The organism is Hyphomicrobium sp. (genome assembly GCF_003987855.1).
Classification (GTDB): Bacteria; Pseudomonadota; Alphaproteobacteria; order Rhizobiales; family Hyphomicrobiaceae; genus Hyphomicrobium_B.
The window spans coordinates 219031-235927 of sequence record NZ_RXIZ01000015.1; the positions used below are offsets into that span (position 1 = coordinate 219031).

16 protein-coding genes, 2 tRNA genes and 1 pseudogene are annotated in these 16897 nt (G+C 61.8%); 12 read left to right on the forward strand and 7 right to left on the reverse strand.

Annotation, left to right across the window (positions count from 1 at the left end; translation table 11 throughout):
* Window positions 1–151 precede the first annotated feature (151 nt).
* Entirely contained in the window at window positions 152–2413 is a 2262-nt protein-coding gene (locus EKK30_RS14020; protein ID WP_290986087.1) for a ComEC/Rec2 family competence protein, read from the forward strand.
* A gap of 41 nt (window positions 2414–2454) precedes the next feature.
* Here the strand turns inward: EKK30_RS14020 and lexA are convergent, their stop codons facing one another.
* Window positions 2455–3183 (reverse strand): transcriptional repressor LexA, encoded by a 729-nt coding sequence (gene lexA / locus EKK30_RS14025; protein ID WP_290986088.1) that lies wholly within the window; start codon window positions 3181–3183, stop codon window positions 2455–2457.
* A 405-nt stretch (window positions 3184–3588) separates the two neighbouring features.
* Between lexA and EKK30_RS14030 the strand changes: the two genes are divergently transcribed.
* From EKK30_RS14030 to EKK30_RS14040, 3 genes are all read left to right on the forward strand, one after another.
* On the forward strand, window positions 3589–4023 hold the full coding sequence (locus EKK30_RS14030) for a YciI family protein (protein WP_290986089.1): 435 nt from the start codon (window positions 3589–3591) through the stop codon (window positions 4021–4023).
* A 24-nt stretch (window positions 4024–4047) separates the two neighbouring features.
* Entirely contained in the window at window positions 4048–4245 is a 198-nt protein-coding gene (locus EKK30_RS14035; protein WP_290986090.1) for a hypothetical protein, read from the forward strand.
* Between the two features lie 499 nt (window positions 4246–4744).
* Complete coding sequence (locus EKK30_RS14040; RefSeq protein ID WP_290986091.1) at window positions 4745–5701, forward strand: hypothetical protein; 957 nt, start codon at window positions 4745–4747, stop codon at window positions 5699–5701.
* On the opposite strand, the gene EKK30_RS14045 is transcribed toward EKK30_RS14040, so the two are convergent.
* Complete coding sequence (locus tag EKK30_RS14045) at window positions 5684–5980, reverse strand: hypothetical protein (RefSeq protein ID WP_290986093.1); 297 nt, start codon at window positions 5978–5980, stop codon at window positions 5684–5686. The genes EKK30_RS14040 and EKK30_RS14045 overlap by 18 nt on opposite strands.
* Window positions 5981–6139: 159 nt before the next feature.
* Here EKK30_RS14045 and EKK30_RS14050 point away from each other — a divergent pair, with 159 nt between their 5' ends.
* On the forward strand, window positions 6140–6412 hold the full coding sequence (locus tag EKK30_RS14050) for a hypothetical protein (RefSeq protein ID WP_290986094.1): 273 nt from the start codon (window positions 6140–6142) through the stop codon (window positions 6410–6412).
* Window positions 6413–6844: 432 nt separating this feature from the next.
* Here EKK30_RS14050 and EKK30_RS14055 read toward each other — a convergent pair whose 3' ends face one another.
* Window positions 6845–7291 carry a hypothetical protein gene (locus EKK30_RS14055; protein ID WP_290986095.1) on the reverse strand — a complete coding sequence of 149 codons (447 nt, stop codon included), beginning with the start codon at window positions 7289–7291 and terminating at the stop codon, window positions 6845–6847.
* A 165-nt stretch (window positions 7292–7456) separates the two neighbouring features.
* Between EKK30_RS14055 and pdxH the strand changes: the two genes are divergently transcribed.
* Window positions 7457–8107, forward strand: coding sequence for a pyridoxamine 5'-phosphate oxidase (gene pdxH / locus EKK30_RS14060; RefSeq protein ID WP_290986097.1), 651 nt, complete (start codon window positions 7457–7459; stop codon window positions 8105–8107).
* 394 nt (window positions 8108–8501) lie between these two features.
* Window positions 8502–8975, forward strand: a pseudogene (locus tag EKK30_RS14065) (DUF1499 domain-containing protein); the annotation flags it as partial.
* Between the two features lie 85 nt (window positions 8976–9060).
* On the opposite strand, the gene EKK30_RS14070 reads toward EKK30_RS14065, so the two are convergent.
* Together EKK30_RS14070 and EKK30_RS14075 are read right to left on the reverse strand one after the other, a co-directional pair.
* On the reverse strand, window positions 9061–9969 hold the full coding sequence (locus tag EKK30_RS14070) for an MBL fold metallo-hydrolase (RefSeq protein ID WP_290986098.1): 909 nt from the start codon (window positions 9967–9969) through the stop codon (window positions 9061–9063).
* 119 nt (window positions 9970–10088) lie between these two features.
* Window positions 10089–11096, reverse strand: coding sequence for an NAD-dependent epimerase (locus EKK30_RS14075; RefSeq protein ID WP_290986099.1), 1008 nt, complete (start codon window positions 11094–11096; stop codon window positions 10089–10091).
* Between the two features lie 227 nt (window positions 11097–11323).
* Here EKK30_RS14075 and EKK30_RS14080 point away from each other — a divergent pair, with 227 nt between their 5' ends.
* Window positions 11324–13021 carry a DUF2793 domain-containing protein gene (locus EKK30_RS14080; RefSeq protein ID WP_290986100.1) on the forward strand — a complete coding sequence of 566 codons (1698 nt, stop codon included), beginning with the start codon at window positions 11324–11326 and terminating at the stop codon, window positions 13019–13021.
* An 82-nt stretch (window positions 13022–13103) separates the two neighbouring features.
* Here the strand turns inward: EKK30_RS14080 and EKK30_RS14085 are convergent.
* Window positions 13104–13180 (reverse strand) — tRNA-Pro (locus tag EKK30_RS14085).
* Between the two features lie 419 nt (window positions 13181–13599).
* Here EKK30_RS14085 and EKK30_RS14090 point away from each other — a divergent pair.
* The 4 genes from EKK30_RS14090 (at window position 13600) to EKK30_RS14105 (ending at window position 16119) form a co-directional block, all read left to right on the forward strand.
* Window positions 13600–14223, forward strand: a complete 624-nt coding sequence (locus tag EKK30_RS14090) for a class I SAM-dependent methyltransferase (RefSeq protein ID WP_290986101.1) — start codon at window positions 13600–13602, stop codon at window positions 14221–14223.
* 336 nt (window positions 14224–14559) lie between these two features.
* Window positions 14560–14973 (forward strand): hypothetical protein, encoded by a 414-nt coding sequence (locus EKK30_RS14095; protein ID WP_290986103.1) that lies wholly within the window; start codon window positions 14560–14562, stop codon window positions 14971–14973.
* 271 nt (window positions 14974–15244) lie between these two features.
* Window positions 15245–15319: transfer RNA gene (locus EKK30_RS14100), tRNA-Gln, on the forward strand.
* Window positions 15320–15636: 317 nt separating this feature from the next.
* Complete coding sequence (locus EKK30_RS14105; protein ID WP_290986104.1) at window positions 15637–16119, forward strand: hypothetical protein; 483 nt, start codon at window positions 15637–15639, stop codon at window positions 16117–16119.
* A gap of 42 nt (window positions 16120–16161) precedes the next feature.
* On the opposite strand, the gene EKK30_RS14110 is transcribed toward EKK30_RS14105, so the two are convergent.
* Window positions 16162–16881 (reverse strand): type 1 glutamine amidotransferase, encoded by a 720-nt coding sequence (locus EKK30_RS14110; RefSeq protein WP_290986105.1) that lies wholly within the window; start codon window positions 16879–16881, stop codon window positions 16162–16164.
* Window positions 16882–16897: the final 16 nt, after the last annotated feature.

Consider the following 16897-nt stretch of genomic DNA (forward strand, 5'->3'; position numbering starts at 1 on the left):
CTGCCATTGAGGGATTGTGGCTCCGCTCGTAGCATGTGGGGTGGGACAAGTTAAGAGGGCGGAACACCCGCCCTCGGCGCGTACAGGCAGGGATATGTCGGTCGAAGCGAGGGGACCCGACGTCGCATTTCCGAGTTTTTCGGAGCAGGGCATGAGCCAGGCTGCGCTGCTGATCGAAGCAGAGCGGCAGAGCTTCTTTCTCTGGGCGCCGGTCTGTCTCGGAAGTGGCATCGCGGCCTACTTTGCGCTTCCCGAGGAGCCATCGCTTCCCGTCGCCTTCGCACCCCTTGGTATCGCGCTGATCCTGCGATTGGCGGTGCGCTCCGGCACGATTGCTGCGACGATGATGATGGCGCTCATTCTCGCGGCTGCGGGATTTGCGATCACGAAGGTTCGCGTCGAGACAGTCCGCGCGCCGGTGTTGACGAAGGCCCTGCACAGCGTCGAAGTCACCGGAACCGTCACGATGGTCGAAGCCAAGCTGCCGCGCGGACAGCGCCTGACAATCGCCAATCCCTCGATCGCGGGACTTGCGTCCACAGACACCCCGGCCGTAGTGCGCATACGCACCATGTCGTCGAAATCGCTCGCCGCGCCGGGCGATCGCATTCGCATCAAGGCCAATCTGTCGCCGCCCGCAAAACCCGCGCTGCCCGGCGGCTTCGATTACGCGCGCACCGCGTGGTTTGAATCCGTCGGCGCCGTCGGCTACGCGTTCGCGGCGCCCACGATCGAAGGCCACGCCGATCCAAACAGCATCGTCCAGTGGTATCGCCGCACGATCGAGGACATCCGCCAGGCCATCGCCGCCCGCATCCGCGCCGCGCTGCCCGGCGAAGTCGGCGAGATCGCGCTGGCGCTGATCACCGGCGAGCGTGGCGGCATCACGACGGAGACGAACAACGCCTTCAAGAACTCAGGCCTGTTCCACATTCTTTCGATCTCCGGACTGCACATGGTGATCGCGGCCGGTGCGGTCTTCTACTCGGTCCGCTTGATGTTGGCCGCCGTGCCGCGCTTTGCCTTGACGATGCCGATCAAGAAGATCGCGGCCGCGCTCGGCATCATCAGCGCCGTCGCCTATCTCGCGATCTCCGGCGGCCAGTTCGCGACCGTGCGGTCGGCGTTGATGATCTTCATCATCTTCGGATCGATGCTGCTCGATCGCCCGGCGCTCGCGCTCCGCAACGTGGCGCTCGCAGCCTTCCTCATCCTCGCGATCTATCCCGAAAGCCTGCTCGATGCCGGCTTCCAGATGTCGTTCGCGGCCGTGACGGCGCTCATCGCCTCGCACGAATGGCTGAGCCGGTTGTTCGACCGCAACCGAAAACCAAGTCCGGTGATGCACGTCGTGATTTTCTTCGGCGAGATCATCGCCTCGACCTTGATCGCGAGTGCCGCCGTCGCGCCGTTCGCGGCCTATAACTTCCATCAGAGCCAGCAATACGCGGTGCTGGCAAACATGATCGCCATTCCGATCTGCAACCTGATCGTCATGCCGGCGGCGCTGATTGCGATGGTACTGATGCCGTTCGGCCTGCAATGGATCGGCCTTGTGCCGATGGGCTGGGGCATCGAAGGAATGACGTGGTGCGCCAACAAGGTTGGAGCGCTGCCCGGCGCCGTCGGTCATCTCCCCGCGATACCGGAGTTGGCGTTCGTGCTGATGATCGTCGGCGGCATGTGGTTTCTGCTTTGGCGCACGCGGATCAGGCTGTTGGGCGTCGCGCTCGTCATCGCGGGATTGCTCATCGCGCCCTGGATGCCGCGGCCGGATATCCTGATCGGACAGAAGGGCCTGCTCGTTGCCGTCCGCGACGCCTCCGGCAAACTCTCGGCAGCGCCGGGAAAAAGCACGAAGTACGATCTGGAACGCTGGCTGGAGTACGACGGCGATTCGCGTTCGGGCAAAGATGCGAAAACGGGCGATGCCTTTTCATGCGACGCCGTCGGCTGCATCGCCCACGTCAAGGGCGCGACCGTCGCCGTCGCGCGCCATCCCGCATCCGTCACCGACGATTGCTTGAATGCCGACGTTCTTATCCTGGACTTGCCGAAGCCCGAAGGCTGCGCCGTGCCGCGCGCCGTCGTAGATGTTTTCGATCGCTGGCGCAACGGCGCCTACGCGCTCTACCTCGATCAGACCGACGACAGCCCCGAGCCGCACGTGCGGCTTGAAACGGTGGCCGCCCATCGTGGCCAACGGCCCTGGAGCGTGATGCCGGAGCGTGGAGCAGGAACGCTACCGAAGCCGCGCATTCTGGACGCGCCTCCGCCTCCGGGGGCGGGGACGGTGGGACAAGTGGCCAAGACTGCCGAAGCCGACAGCGAGCCGCGCAGCTCGGCGGAAGTGGACCCCGGGGAGGGCGTCGAGCAGGAGGCCGACGACGCGAACGCCGACGACGGGCAATAACTTGTCGCCCGCATCCCTTGCGTCGCTGCCCGGTCTGGGCCCTAGTAACGGCGCATCAGCCCGACAAGCCGGCCCTGAATATCGACCTGATCCGGACCGAAGATGCGCGTCTTGAATTCCGGGTTGGCGGCTTCGAGCGCGATCGTCGAGCCCTTCTTGCGCAGCCGCTTCAGCGTCGCTTCCTCACCCTCGACCAGCGCCACGATGATGTCGCCGTTCTCGGCCGTATTGCAGCGGCGGATGATGACGGTATCGCCGTCGTGGATGCCGGCTTCGATCATCGAGTCGCCCTTCACCTCGAGCGCGAAGTGCTCGCCGTTCGTCAGGATATCCGGCGGCACGGCGATGTCGTGCGTGTGGTTCTGGATGGCGCTGATCGGCGTACCGGCGGCGATCCGGCCCATGACCGGAATGGAGACGGTGCGCGCGTCAATAACATGCGAGGGCGGCGGTGGCGCGCTCTGCTTTGGCGGCCCCGAACCTTCGATCACGCTCGGCTGGAACCCGCGCTGCGGGGCGGCCGAGGCTGCGGCAAGGCTCGGCGGCGTGATCTGATTGTCGGGAAGCTTGATCACTTCGATGGCGCGCGCCCGATGCGGCAGGCGGCGGATGAACCCGCGTTCGACGAGCGCGGTGATGAGACGGTGGATGCCGGACTTGGAGCGAAGGTCGAGAGCGTCCTTCATCTCGTCGAAGGACGGTGGCACGCCGCGCTCCTGCATGCGCGCGTGAATGAAAAGAAGCAGGTCTTTCTGTTTCTCGGTGAGCATTGAGTTCGTCTCAAGCCTTTCCTGGCTGCGCAAGCGCGGCGGCCTGAGACGCTGACCACCGATGCACCCGCTCCCTTACGGTACAAATCGTGTATGTACTCTACACGTTCTTGTCTCGTTCCGCAAGGGGGCCCAGGGTCGTAGTCTCAGTTTGAAATCAGCGCCGTGATGAGCACTCCAGTGCAGCGCGATTCCGCGGGAGGTCCCGGCTTGCTCAGGCAGGAGCGCACGCCGGCTGACAGGGGAGCATGCCTCTCGGATCAGAGGGCGTCAGGGATCATCAGTGGACACCGTAATCGTTGCCGGAACGAGCACGAAAAAATTCCACTCCCTGTCGGCTCCCTTCGCCCTCATTCGTCATTCCCATGAGACGGCATTCACGCACGCACGAAAGGGAGACGGACGATGAGGGTGATGGTGTTTATGAAGTCCGCCGGGGCCAGCGACGTGAGCCTTGAGCCGACCCCCGAGATGCAAGAGACGTTCGCGGCGATGGACCGCTTCACCGAGGAACTCGTCGCGGCCGGCGTCTTCGTCGCCGCGGCCGGGCTGAAGAATACCGCCGACGCCAAGCGCGTCGTCTTCGACGGCGCCGCGCGCACGGTCGTCGATGGACCGTTCGCCGAAACCAGCGATCTCGTCGCCGGCTTCGCGATCTGGGAGGTGAAAGACATGGACGAGGCGATGGCGTGGGCGAAGCGCTGTCCCAATCCCATGGCGGGAGAGAGCGAGATCGAGATCCGGCCGTTCTACGAGGCGGCGGACCTGGTCGAGTTCATCACGCCGGAAGAACTGGCGACACCACGAACCGGTGAACGAGGCAAGCTCGGCGTCGCCTGAGGATGGCGGCGCGCGCGCTCCGAATTGTCCGCGCGACCACCGGCAATCCACATTTCCGCCGGAAGCGTCGGGCATCGTGGCGGCATGCAGGGTTGGTTCTCGCAAATCATTATCGGCGTCGTCGTCACCGTGATCGGGACGCTGCTGACCGATGCGATCACCGGCCGCCACATGAGCCGCCACTTCGCGCCCGGCTATCATTCCTCCTGGCGCTCGCACTGATCGCGGGTCTGGTTTCTCTCGAAGAGCGAAGGTCGCTGCGCGGGCTGCTTCTAGGGCAAGCCGCACGCACTATCCGTCGCCGGTCCGGACGCGAGCGTAACGGAGACGCGCAGAACACACGCTGCGCTGCACTCAATTCAATTCTTGAGGAAAGGGCTATACAGGCGATCTGCTCTGCGCATAGTTAACGAATTGGTTACGGGTTAAGTTATGTTGCGTGGGGGTGATTATGGATTGCGGGGGAGACGACCTCATTTGCCAGGGCATGACCTGGCTTGAACACAACGAGTTTGTTGCTTCGACGATGGCCGAATTGGTCAGTCGTCTCGGCTCGCAGGCTTCCGGAATTATCGGCGCCATAGCGATCTTCATAGAACACAACGCGCAAGCGATTTTTGGCGCAGCGGGCTTGACGTTCGGCATCTGGCGCTGGTGGCGATATCGCGAACAGATCCTCCACAAGAGGCTAGCGGAATATCTCCGCGACAGCGATGCGCGTTTGAAGGATGGCCAGCAATACGTTTTGAATGCTCTCGAGCGGCCTTCGCCCGGTCAATCATTTAGCTTGCCGCTGTTTGCGAGTGAGCAGCTGAGGTCTGTGCTCCGTGAACGCAACTGGGACAAGTCTGCGACGGCTGTGCAAGTTGCGAGCAGCGCAGAATGGCAGCTGGGCCAGGCCCTCGACATTGTTAAGCGTCAACTGAAAACGGCTGACGACAATATCACTTCCTTACGCCAGCAATATGCCACCGCCCATATCTTGCGGGGAGCCATCGCTTCTTCAATGGCTAAGCGAAATCCCGCAGTGGCATTGCAGAAAAATAACGCCGCGCTGACCGAATTTCGCACGGCGTTGCAAATTCCAGGTCACGAGGGCGATCTGACTGCGAAAGAATTAGAAGCGCATCAGTTAAGAAAGCTCGGTCACTTGGCTGATGCTCTACAAGCCTATCGCGCTCTAGAGAAACTTGCGTCCACAGTTGATGACCAGCGAACGCAAGTCCTCCTCATTGCGCGTTCGAAGCGATACCAAGCGGAGATTCTCCAGGCCTTCCGCGCGCAGACAGACGCTGATGGCAAGGTGACGTTCCGCGGGAATTTGACTGCCTATGACCTGATTAGCGTGAACAGGTCGGGCAGCGCCTTAGACCTTCGGCGGCAGCTCGCGCCCTTTCAAGGGTGGGATCTCTGTGAGCACGGAGACATGAACTACGTGGCGGCGCTAGTGTGCAATATTTTGGGATTTGGTGGCATAGAAGCCAACCATCTGAGAGAAGCCGAGACCTCTTACGGCGGAATCCTGGCCGAGGTGCCTCGTCGCCGCTTGTCGTTGGATCGGCAATCCTCGCGTCGCTTACGGCAAGTAGCCAACGAGGGCCTAAGGCGCGTGGAAGCGGCGCGGGACGGCACGTACGATGCCGATTGGCTTACTCCACCGCTAAAGAAGACGAAGTAAAACGCCCCCGACGTAAGCGCCGCCGCTCGCGAGAAGAGCATTTCCCAAGCTTTTCATCGCGACGGAGAAGCCGAGTGAACCGAGACCGAGTTCTGCGGACCGTCGATAGAGGGCGCCGTACTCTGCTTGTGAAAGCGATGCGAGGGCGAGGGCGGCTACAAGGACTGCCCATGCGCCCACGGCTGCGTAGCCGCAGATGGCAGCCCCAAGAATGGCGAGATACCCAATCACGTTGCTTGTCCGTTCGAGCCCGACGCGCACAGGGAAATCCGCTCTCATCGAGTGATGGGCCGATTCGATAGATCGGGATAAGCGACGCATGTGAGTGAACTGGGGACAAGACAGACTGAATCAAGAAGCACGACTGTTATGATGTTGACACATCAGTGAATTTTTTGTTGCGAGGTCTATTCGGCAGCCCAAAGGAAATACAACCTGATGTGGACTTCACTTCGCCCCATCGTCATTGCGCTTGTCGCCATCGAGACGCTGGCGGCGATTGCCTATGTGCTCGTCTTCCACGAGCCGGGACGAAGCAACGCCATCGCCAACATCGTCGTCGACAGCCTGACGTTGCTCGTCGTGGCGCTCTGGGTGATCTTCGTGTTGCCCTCGATCGTCCTCGTCGTTCGCGGCCGCCGCATCGAGCTGGCGCTCGGTCTCGCGCTCGCCGCGATCTTCGTCTTCGCCGTCAGCTTCGTGATGATCTGATCGCACCCGCGCAGTTGTTGATCCGAAGAACGACGCCACAAGCCCGCGCCGGGGGCCGGCTCCGCGCGAGCGGAGTCGCCGGCGCCAAACATCCGAAGAACGACGCCACAAGCCCGCGCCGGCGGCCGGCTCCGCGCGAGCGGAGTCGCCAGCGCCCACATCCGAAGAACGACGCCACAGCCCGCGCCGGGGGCCGGCTCCGCGCGAGCGGAGTCGCCGGCGCCAAACATCCGAAGAACGACGCCACAAGCCCGCGCCGGCGGCCGGCTCCGCGCAGCGGAGTCGCCGGCGCCAAACATCCGAAGAACGACGCCACAAGCCCGCGCCGGCGGCCGGCTCCGCGCAGCGGAGTCGCCGGCGCCAAATAAAAAAGGCGACCCTGGGGCCGCCTTTCTCAATCTTCTGGGGAGAGGATCGGAGGATAAGTTGGAATTAGGATTCGAGTTCCCAGATGCCCGTCGCCAAACGGCAGGCGACGATCTCGGTCTGCTTCGTTGCGTCCGTGCCGCTCAGCACGACGAGCGCATGACGGCAAACGCCGCCGCGCGCGTCCTTGAAAGATGAGATTGGCTTGACGATCCCGGAAAGCTGTCCGTGGCTGCGATGCCAGACGTAGCTCGATCCGTCGGCAACTTCGGAGAGCGCGTACTGAACGCTTTCGAGCGCTGCGTATTCGTCGTTCTGGTCGAGGACGACCTTCGCTGGCTTGACCTCGGGCAATTTCGGCGCAGCCTCGAGCGCGTTAGGCTTCGCGGATCCCGTCGCGACAACCGGCTCGGCGGCGAGCGTGTACTCGCTCGGCACGAAAATAGCCGCAACCAGCGCGAATGCCGTTGCGCCGGCCGCGGCTAGGGGAAAGAAACACGCATTGGTTGACATGACGCAACAGACCTTTACGCGACAGACCCAGAAAAACGCGACACGCTCAACAGGAGCGAACAACGTCCACTCTGCCGTCGTATGGTTAATTTGGACTAAAGCCGTAGGCTGATCTCTGCGCTAACGATGCGAGAAATCGCGAAACAAAAGCATTGAGCATGCAACATGACCGATAGCGATCAAACACCCACCGATGCGCCGGCAACCGCCGACTTCACCGAAGCTTCCGACCCGTTCGTCCTCTTCGATACTTGGATGGCGGAAGCGGTGAGTTCCGAGCCGAACGACCCTAACGCCATGTCGCTTGCAACCGTGGATGCCGCTGGCATGCCGAACGTGCGCGTCGTGCTCTTGAAGAATGTGGACGGTCCGGAGAGTGCCGACCGCGGCTTCGTTTTCTACACGAACTTCGAAAGCGCCAAGGGCAGGGAGCTGCTTGCCAATCCGAAGGCGGCGCTGCTTTTCTACTGGAAGAGCCTGGAGCGTCAGGTGCGCGTCCGCGGGCCGGTGTCGCTCGTTTCCCACGGCGAAGCGGACGCCTATTACGCCTCGCGGCCACGTTTGAGCCGCATCGGCGCCTGGGCCTCGCACCAGTCGCGGCCCCTGTCGACGCGTGACGTGCTGGAAGCCAAGGTCCAGCATTTTGAAGCGAAATTTCCCGATGAGGTGCCGCGACCCGCATACTGGTCGGGCTTCCGTGTCCACCCCGTCGAAATCGAATTCTGGATGAGCCGCCCGTTCCGTCTTCACGACCGCATCGTTTTCCGCCGCGACGCGCCGCGCGACTCCTGGCACAAAACCCGCCTCTACCCTTGAGACGGCCACAAAAAGGCGCAATTTCGGGGAGAGAGGGCGGGACGAACAGGGGTTTGGGGCGCGAATGGTGACGGATCGCATCTACGAACGCCGCGGTAAGGCGCGGGTGCGCGACCGCTATCGTTCGACGCGAATCTATTACGCCGCCGACCGGCCGCCGTCGTTTCTCGCCATGTGGACGAGCCGGATCGCGATCTTCGCCGCCGCGTCCGCTGCCGTAACGGCCGGCCTGCATCGCGTGTCGCTGCTGCAGACGCCTGTGGCGCTGACGATCGCCTACATCCTCATCGCAGCCGCTGCGCTGGCACTCGTGATGGCGCTGATCGCCGGGCTCGATATTTGGGTGACGGGCCGTCCCGGCACCGCTCGCGTCTTCTGCGGCGCGATCGTGGCTATGGGCATCCTCGCGGTCCCTGCGGGCGTTTGGGCGCTGAGCCTGCGTCATCCCGAGATCAACGACATCACGACCGACGTCTCCGAGCCGCCCGAATTCACTGAGGCGGAGGACGAGCGCGGACCCTCTGCCAATCCACTCGACTATCAAGGCGAGCGCTTGGCACCGCTGCAGGCGAAATATTATCCCGACCTCAAAAGCCTCGTCATTCCGCGCACCACTGAGGAAGCCTACGAACTCGTGCTGCAGGCACTCGCCAAGCTCCGCCTCAAAACCACGCTCGAGGTGCCGCCAGAAGACGAGGACGACGCGCCGGGCTTCATCGAACTCTCCGAGCACACGCAGATCCTCGGCGTTGTCGATGATGTCATCATCCGCGTGCTGGGCGAGGATAAGAGTTCCCGCATCGATGTCCGCTCGGCGTCCCGCTACGGCTCCAACGATTTCGGCCGCAACGCCGAGCACGTTCGCACGATCTTGAAAGAGGTCGCGGCGAGGTTCGAAGCCTCCGTTCCCGATCCCGAGAAAGAAGCCGCCGCTGCCGCGCGCAAAGCCAAGCTCAAAGCGGAGAAAGGTCGACGTCCGGGGTCAAAGGCTGATCGGAAGCGACCAAACCTTTCTCGATCAGATATTCGACGTGCGCCTGAACGGAAAGCGTCGCAGCCGGGATCAGCTGGGGCGCGAGGTCGCGATAAACCTCGGGCACAATTCGACGAATAGTGCGCGCTCCGCCGGTGAGAGCATCGAGCACCGACTTCTCGCGCCAATTCCGGTGCAGCAGGTAGGCTTTCACCGTTCGCTGCGGGTCGGTGAGCCGGCCGCCGTGTCCCGGCAGGAAAACATCATCCTCGCGGTCGAGCAGAATTTCGAGCGAGGCTTCATAGTCCGCCATTCGCCCTTCCGGTGGCGCGATCACGGTCGTGTTCCACGCCATCACGTGATCGCCGGAAAAAACGACACGCCGGCCGTCGAGTGCGAAGCAGAGATGATCCGGCGCATGGCCCGGCGTGTGAATGGCGGTCAACGCCCAGTCCCCGCCTTCGATCCGGTCGCCGCCTTCAACGCTGACATCGGGCGCGAAGTCGTAGTCTACGAAAAATCGTCCCGACGGAGAGTTCGCGAGCGCGATGCGACCCGCTTCCGGATCGCGCGTGTAGGCGACAGTGCGCGCACCGGTGGCCTCTTTCAGCTTGGCGACGCCGTCGACATGATCGCGATGCGCATGCGTCGACAGGATATGCGTGATCGGCCGTCCCCCGGCAGCTTTCAGGATCGCCGCGCGGTGCTCGTCGCTATCGGGTCCGGCATCGATGACCGCGAGAGACGTCGATCCGACGAGATAGGTGTTCGTCCCCTTATGCGTCAGCGGGCTCGGATTTGGCGCAACGAGCCGCACGATGCCCGGACCCATCGGTGATGGCTCGCCGTACGTGAATTCCATCTCGGTTTTGAATTGGAGAGAGGTCAAGCCCCGCACACCCTCGTTGTTTTGGCCCCGTTATAGGTATCGCCTGCCGACAACGAATACCCTGAAATTCGCCGCAGGTTAACGCGCGGTTTTGCAACGCGGGCCCGATGCCGCCGAAATCAAACCCCGTAGTAGGCCCGATACCACGCGACGAAACGGCCGATGCCCTCCGCCAGCGGCGTGGAGGGGCGAAAGCCGACATCGCGCGAGAGATCATCGATGTCGGCATAGGTCCGCGCAACATCGCCCGGCTGCTGCGGCAGGAACGTCTTCTTCGCTTCCCGACCCGTCGCCTTCTCGATCGCCGCGATGAAGTCCATCAGCTCCACGGGATTGTTGTTGCCGATATTGTAGATGCGGTACGGCGCTGACGATGTGGCGGGATCAGGCGCATCGCTGTTCCATTGCGGGTCGGGTGCCGCGATCCTGTCGGCGGTCCGCAGCACACCTTCAACGATATCGTCGACATAGGTGAAGTCACGCGCATGGTCGCCGCCGTTGAAGACCTCGATCGGCTCGCCCGCGAGTATCTTCTTGGTGAATTTGAAATAGGCCATGTCCGGACGTCCCCACGGTCCGTAGACGGTGAAGAAGCGCAGCGCCGTGATCGGCAGCCGGTAGAGGTGCGCGTACGAGTGTGCAGCAAGCTCGTTGGCTTTTTTCGTCGCGGCGTAAAGGCTGACCGGGTGATCGACGTTGTCATGCTCGCTGAAAGGCATCTTCGTGTTCGCACCGTAGACGGAACTCGAGGAGGCCATGACGAGATGCGCGACGTCGTTGTGCCGGCAGCCCTCAAGAACGTTCTGCGTGCCGACGATGTTTGAATCGATGTAGGCATGCGGGTTTGTCATGCCGTAGCGAACGCCTGCTTGCGCCGCGAGGTGAATGACTTTGTCGAAGCGGTGAACCCGAAAGAGCTCCGCCATCGCCGCGCGCTCCGCGATGTCGAGATGCAGGTACGAAAAGCCTTTCCGGCCGCCGAGCTGCTCAAGCCGCGCTTTCTTCAGTGCCGGATCATAGTAGCTGTTGAGATTGTCGATGCCGACGACGTCATCGCCCCGATCGAGCAAACGCGCCGCCGTGTGGAAGCCGATGAAGCCCGCCACTCCGGTAACCAGAAATTTCATCGCGGCGATCCTCGTCCCGTCTCGGCCTGGCCGAATGCGCCGCTCGGTTTAGACGCTTCGCCCCTACTGTCAATCGCGATGGCCGCAACGGGTAAACGAATTGAATTTACCGCGAGTTGGTTGCTCCTGAGCCGCGCAGCGGACGTCCTCGAAAAAAACTTATCCCCGTTCTCTGGCGCGCCCGTATCCTCATACGTGGGAGCATCGAAGCGGACATCAGCCCGAACATGAACGACACGCCGAACCTAGCACTGCCTTATATCCTCGCCTCCCAGGCGCAGAAGCACGTTACCCACAACGAGGCGATCCGGGCGCTCGACTGCCTTGTGCAGCTTGGCGTCGAAAGCCGGACGCTGACCAGTCCACCCACGAGCCCTGCCGACGGCGATCGCTACATCGTTGCGACGGCGGCAACCGGCGCATGGACTGGCGCAGCTGGAAAGATCGCTGGCTTTCAAGACGGCGCGTGGATGTTCTACGACCCGCAGGAAGGCTGGATCGCGTGGGTTGCGGACCATCACGAACTGGTCGTCTATTCCGCTGGAGCGTGGGCGCCGTTCACGAGCGGCGGCGGCAGCGGCGGTGGTCTCACGTCTCCGGTTGCCAACAGCGATCTCGCCGACATGGCGAACGGCACGATCAAGGGCCGCAAGACTGCGGGCAGCGGCAAGCCTGAAGATTTGAGCGCTTCCGAGGCACGAGCGGTGCTCGGGCTAGGCTCGGCATCAACGCAGGCCTCCACCGATTTCGACGCGGCCGGCGCGGCGACCTCCGCTGTCGCGGCTCACGTCGCGGCATCCGATCCGCACACGCAATATCACACCAATGCGCGCGGCGACGCGCGCTATACACCGATCGCGCCGACGACCTTCGGCGTGAATGCGACGGCGGACGCGACGAACAGGTTTTCGCTGAAAGCCCTCGCGAGCTTGTTCGATAACGTCGGCAACGGGCATCAGCAGAAGATCAACAAGGCCGCCGCCGGTGACACTGCCTCGGTACTCTATCAGACCAATTATTCGGGCCGCGCCGAAATGGGTCTGACTGGCGATGATGATTTCCATTTCAAGGTCAGCGCGGACGGCTCGACGTGGTTCGAGGCATTGAAGATCGCGCGCGGCTCCGGAAAGGTCTCGTTCCCGTCATGGGGCGGCCCGCGCGAGGTTTTGGCTGCGAACCGCACCTATTACATTCGCACCGATGGTTCCGATAGCAACGATGGCCTGGCGAATGCTTCCGGTCGCGCCTTTCTCACCATCCAGAAAGCGCTGAACCTCGCCAAGACGATCGACCTCAACGGCTTCGTCATCACCGTCCAGATCGCCGACGGAACCTATACCGGCGCCAACAGCCTCGACACGCCGCTGCTCGGCGGCTCCGTCATCATCCAGGGCAACAGCACGACGCCCGCGAACGTCCTCATCTCGGTCACGTCGGCCGACGCCTTCAGCATCAATGGCGCGGGCATTAAAGCGACGATCAAGGATTTGAAAATCCAAACATCGTCCGGCGGCAATGGCATCTATGCCAAGAACGCGGCCGAAGTGAACTACGCGAACGTCGTCTTCGGCCCCTGCGCCGAGCGTCACGTCAGAGCGGACAGCAACGCGCACGTCCAGGCAACCGGCAACTACACGATCGCCGGCAACGCGCTGGATCATCTGCTCTCGTTCGGCGGAAACTACGAAGCAGCCGGCATCACGATCACGCTGTCGGGCGCGCCGGCGTTCTCGGGCCAAGGCTTCAATCTCGACTTCCTCGGACGAGCATCACTCTACGCCGTGTCGTTCTCGGGCAGCGCCACAGGCAAGCGCTACAACGTTTCCGCGAATAGCGTGCTGCAGAGCTTCGGCGCGGGCTCGGCGTCGACCTACTTTCCCGGCAACGCGAACGGCACGACATCGACGGGAGGCCAGCAGCTCTGAGCGGAATGCCGGAATCCGGCTCGCGGACGAAATCGCTTTTCGTCAAGGCCCGCAAAACTGTCGGATTGGCTTGAATGAAGACTGGTCGGAGCGAGAGGATTCGAACCTCCGACCCCTTGCTCCCGAAGCAAGTGCGCTACCAGGCTGCGCTACGCTCCGCCCGACCGTCGTCAGCCTGAAGTAGGCTTCTCTCGCCACCCTGTCTAGGGCACGAGAGAGGCGGGTTATAGCGACCCCGATCCGGTCCGGCAAGCACTTAGACTTGCCGACGTTTTCGGCCGGGATGCGCAGCGTAGCGGGACTTCGGGCTCGCAGGATATCGGATGAAGCGGCGAGGCAGGACGACAGCAGCGCGCTGCGGCGAACTGCGCCGCCTAAAACATAGTAGCTGCAATCAAGGCGTCTCGTAGAACAAGAAACGCGAGATTTTTCAATATATTGTCATCTCCGTCACACGAGCATTAGGAGCAGCGACTTCGGCCCGTTACACTGGCAATCCGTATTGTAACCGGCGGAACACGTGCGCCGAAGGAGCTTCTCTAAGCAGATCCACCTCCATTCGCTGAAGAGGGGAAGTCATGGGTCTTTACAATCGATACGTCGGGCCGCGCGTCGTGAGCTGCCTGTGCGCGATGCAGAACATCACCGAAGAACGCGCCAAGGTCGTGCCCCAGGCAACGGGCGTCGTGCTTGAGATTGGTATCGGCCCCGGTCTCAACCTGCCGCTTTACGATCCGGCGCGCGTGCAAAGCATTATCGGTGTCGACCCCGGTGCGGACTTCCTTCGCATCGGCACGGAGCGGCACGCAAACTCGCGCGTCCCGCTGCAAATCATCAAAGCGCCGGCCGAGGCGTTGCCGCTTTCGAATGCTTTGATCGACACGGCCGTCGTCACCTATACCCTGTGTTCGGTCGACGATCCCGCGCGCGTCCTCACCGAGTTGCGGCGCGTTCTGAAGCCGGACGGCCGCGTACTGTTTCTCGAGCACGGGCTCGCGCATGATGAAAAGGTCGCGGGCTGGCAGAACAGGCTCAATCCCGTTTGGAAGCGTCTCGCTGTCGGCTGCAACTTGAACCGGCCCGTCGCCTCGAGCTTTGAGCGCGCGGGCTTCCGGCTGCCTGAAGTCCATCACTATTATCTCGATGGTGCGCCCCGCTCCCTCGGATATCTTTGCCGGGGCGTGGCCGTCGCGGCGGCTTGACCATCGCGCAGCCCGATCAAAGGCAGCTGGTTTCGCAACTGCGCCGCTTATTCGAATGTGGAAATCGTTATGACGCCAGGACCGGATCAAGTCATAGCCTGCCCCAACTGCGGCGCGCTCGAACAGCATGGTACGCTAGTGGCGGGCAACACGGGCCGCCGCGTCAGCTGGAGCGACTTGAAGGTCGTTTCCCCTTTCTTGCGGCAGCCACCAAAGTTCGTAATTTGCCATGCCTGTCATAGCTGCTACTGGCTCGCCGATGCTCCCGGCGTGGGACTGATGCCGGGGCCTTTCAATGACCCGGCGGACTGGCCGAGGGTAAATCCGGCTTGGCGCATGGCACCCGTCGTGGCGGAACCGGAAGAAGCACAATACTACGCGTTCCTGTCCGCAGACCTACCCGATGATCGCGATCAACAGTTCCACCTTCGCATGCTAGCCTTCCAACGGCGCAATGATTCATTCAGGAGCGATTTGACAATTGACGACCCGAAGCCGGATCCCGTGACCGGGGAGGCAATCCTTTCCGGTGACGCGCATGCCAACGTCAGTTCTCTTCTGGGATTGATGGACCCAAATGACAGCCAACTCCTGTTCCTGAGCGCTGAGCTGCATCGAGCTCTCGGCGAGTTTGATATTGCCCGAGACCTCTTCCAGCGGACAACTGCCTTACCCGATCTGAAGGTCTGGGCCTCGAAGCTTGCGACGCTCAGCGAGAAACAGATCGCGACGGTTAGAAAATTAACATGAGAGCGCCGTATCTCCCTTCGAACGAACAAAGTCGATTTTGGAGATGTCGTACCGAGTGGCTTCTTCAGGGTCGGGTGCCGGCAACCGGGTGCAACATTGCGTTGCAAACGAAGCAAAAACTTGTGCCAGAAGTTAGGGTGGATTCTATACACGCCGTTGTGGGAGTAGCGCGGGAGAAGACTTGATTTGTTCCGGCGGTATGCGCGCTATGACCGCGCCTTTGTCGGCCTTGCTCTTACGGCCAAACGACGGTAAACGACCCGTCTCGCGTTGGGATGTAGCCAAGTGGTAAGGCAGCGGATTTTGATTCCGCCATTCGGAGGTTCGAACCCTCCCATCCCAGCCAAATGATATTTTAATTCATGGTCCGAGTTTTTGGTATACGGCCTTCCTGCAATTCATACACTCTGGGTCGGGAATGAACTCGGTCCGCTGGAGTTCCTTTGCATTGGGTCTTGGCTGCGCCAAGGACACGATGTCTGTGTTCATTCCTACAGCAACTTCCCGCTCCCTAAGGGAGCCGTTGCCCTTGATGCGTCTGCCCTCTGCCCAAAAGAGGCAGTGTTTCGGAACCGCAAAGGCAGCTTCGCCCCTTTTTCTGACGTTTACCGGGCGCTCATTCTCAAATCCTACCCTTGCATTTGGTTGGACGCGGACGTTTTCTTGCTCAAGCCCTTCGACTTTCTTGATCCCAACGTTCTGGTGAAAGAGGGCGATGACGAAAGCGCGAGATTCAATAACTCAGTGATGAGGCTTGCTTCGGATCATCCAATCTTGGACGAGATCCTCGATCGCTGGCGTCGACCTTGGAAGGCTGTGCCTTGGCAAAATCCCAGGAAGGCTTGGCCCGTCATTACGATGAGCCTTACCTCACTGGGACCCTATGCAAGGCACCTTCCTTGGGGGGCGTTAGGCGCCGATGCCATCGAACATTGTATTCGAAAGAACGGGTTTGACGGGACAGTTCTGGGGCAAGATCGCTCGCTGACGAGCTATAGGACGAACTTGTTTGCGCCGACTTCGAACCCGGATCAGTACCTCGGCCCAGAAATAGTCTACGTGCATCTCTATCGGTCGCAAGTGCGTGTCGATCTTTCAAGTCCGGCGCAGGGGAGCATTTATGCCCGACTATGGGACCTGCGATAAGGACTCTGCGCTTTCTGTCGGACTGATTGAGCGTCTTGACGCTTAGCCCGCCGCGCCGCCGCAAATCAGCTTCTGATACAACACCCGTGCGACGGAGTTGATGTCGTCGATGCTTGATGCGACGTCCCGCGCGAGACGGTCGATGTTGTCCTTGCGGTAGGCCGGATCATCGGAATTCTGATAGGCGGGGATCATGGCCCAGTTCGGCACTGTCTCCAGCGTCGCTTCGACATGGCCTTGGAATCCATACGCGCGCGGCCCATACCGAAACGCCTGCACCGCGCATGACGGCGAGCGCGCGAGAATTTCCGCCTCCTGCGGCAGCGCGACCACCTCGGCTCCGTGCCATTGCAGCGCCCGATAGGGATCGGGGAGAGCGCCGATGATCGCGTCATCTCGACCCGCGTCGGTCTTCGTATTCTCATAGACGCCGATCTCAGGCGTGTTCGCCAGCGCGACCTTGCCGCCGATCGCTTCGGCGAGCAGCTGATGCCCGAGGCAGATGCCGAGAAAGGGCCGCTGCAGGCGCAACACGAAATCGCGGATCGCCGCCTTCTCCGTTTTCAGCCACGGATACTCCGCCTCCTGCCAGACATCCTGCGGTCCACCCATCACGAGGAGAAAGTCGAACGCCTCCAGATCGGGCGGTGTGTCGCCGCGATCGAATTCCACCGTCGTCACGCGCACGCCGTCAGCGCGAAAAAGGTCGTTGAAGGAACCGGGATTCTCCGCCGCCGCGTGCTGGAAGACCAGAATGTTCAAAGTCGCATCTCGCTTC

Coding starts and splice junctions, on each gene's coding strand:
- EKK30_RS14020 (WP_290986087.1), top strand. CDS start 152: ATGAGCCAGGCTGCGCTGCTGATCGAAGCAGAGCGGCAGAGCTTCTTT.
- lexA (WP_290986088.1), bottom strand. CDS start 3,183: ATGCTCACCGAGAAACAGAAAGACCTGCTTCTTTTCATTCACGCGCGC.
- EKK30_RS14030 (WP_290986089.1), top strand. CDS start 3,589: ATGAGGGTGATGGTGTTTATGAAGTCCGCCGGGGCCAGCGACGTGAGC.
- EKK30_RS14045 (WP_290986093.1), bottom strand. CDS start 5,980: ATGAGAGCGGATTTCCCTGTGCGCGTCGGGCTCGAACGGACAAGCAAC.
- EKK30_RS14050 (WP_290986094.1), top strand. CDS start 6,140: ATGTGGACTTCACTTCGCCCCATCGTCATTGCGCTTGTCGCCATCGAG.
- EKK30_RS14055 (WP_290986095.1), bottom strand. CDS start 7,291: ATGTCAACCAATGCGTGTTTCTTTCCCCTAGCCGCGGCCGGCGCAACG.
- pdxH (WP_290986097.1), top strand. CDS start 7,457: ATGACCGATAGCGATCAAACACCCACCGATGCGCCGGCAACCGCCGAC.
- EKK30_RS14075 (WP_290986099.1), bottom strand. CDS start 11,096: ATGAAATTTCTGGTTACCGGAGTGGCGGGCTTCATCGGCTTCCACACG.
- EKK30_RS14080 (WP_290986100.1), top strand. CDS start 11,324: ATGAACGACACGCCGAACCTAGCACTGCCTTATATCCTCGCCTCCCAG.
- EKK30_RS14090 (WP_290986101.1), top strand. CDS start 13,600: ATGGGTCTTTACAATCGATACGTCGGGCCGCGCGTCGTGAGCTGCCTG.
- EKK30_RS14095 (WP_290986103.1), top strand. CDS start 14,560: ATGGCACCCGTCGTGGCGGAACCGGAAGAAGCACAATACTACGCGTTC.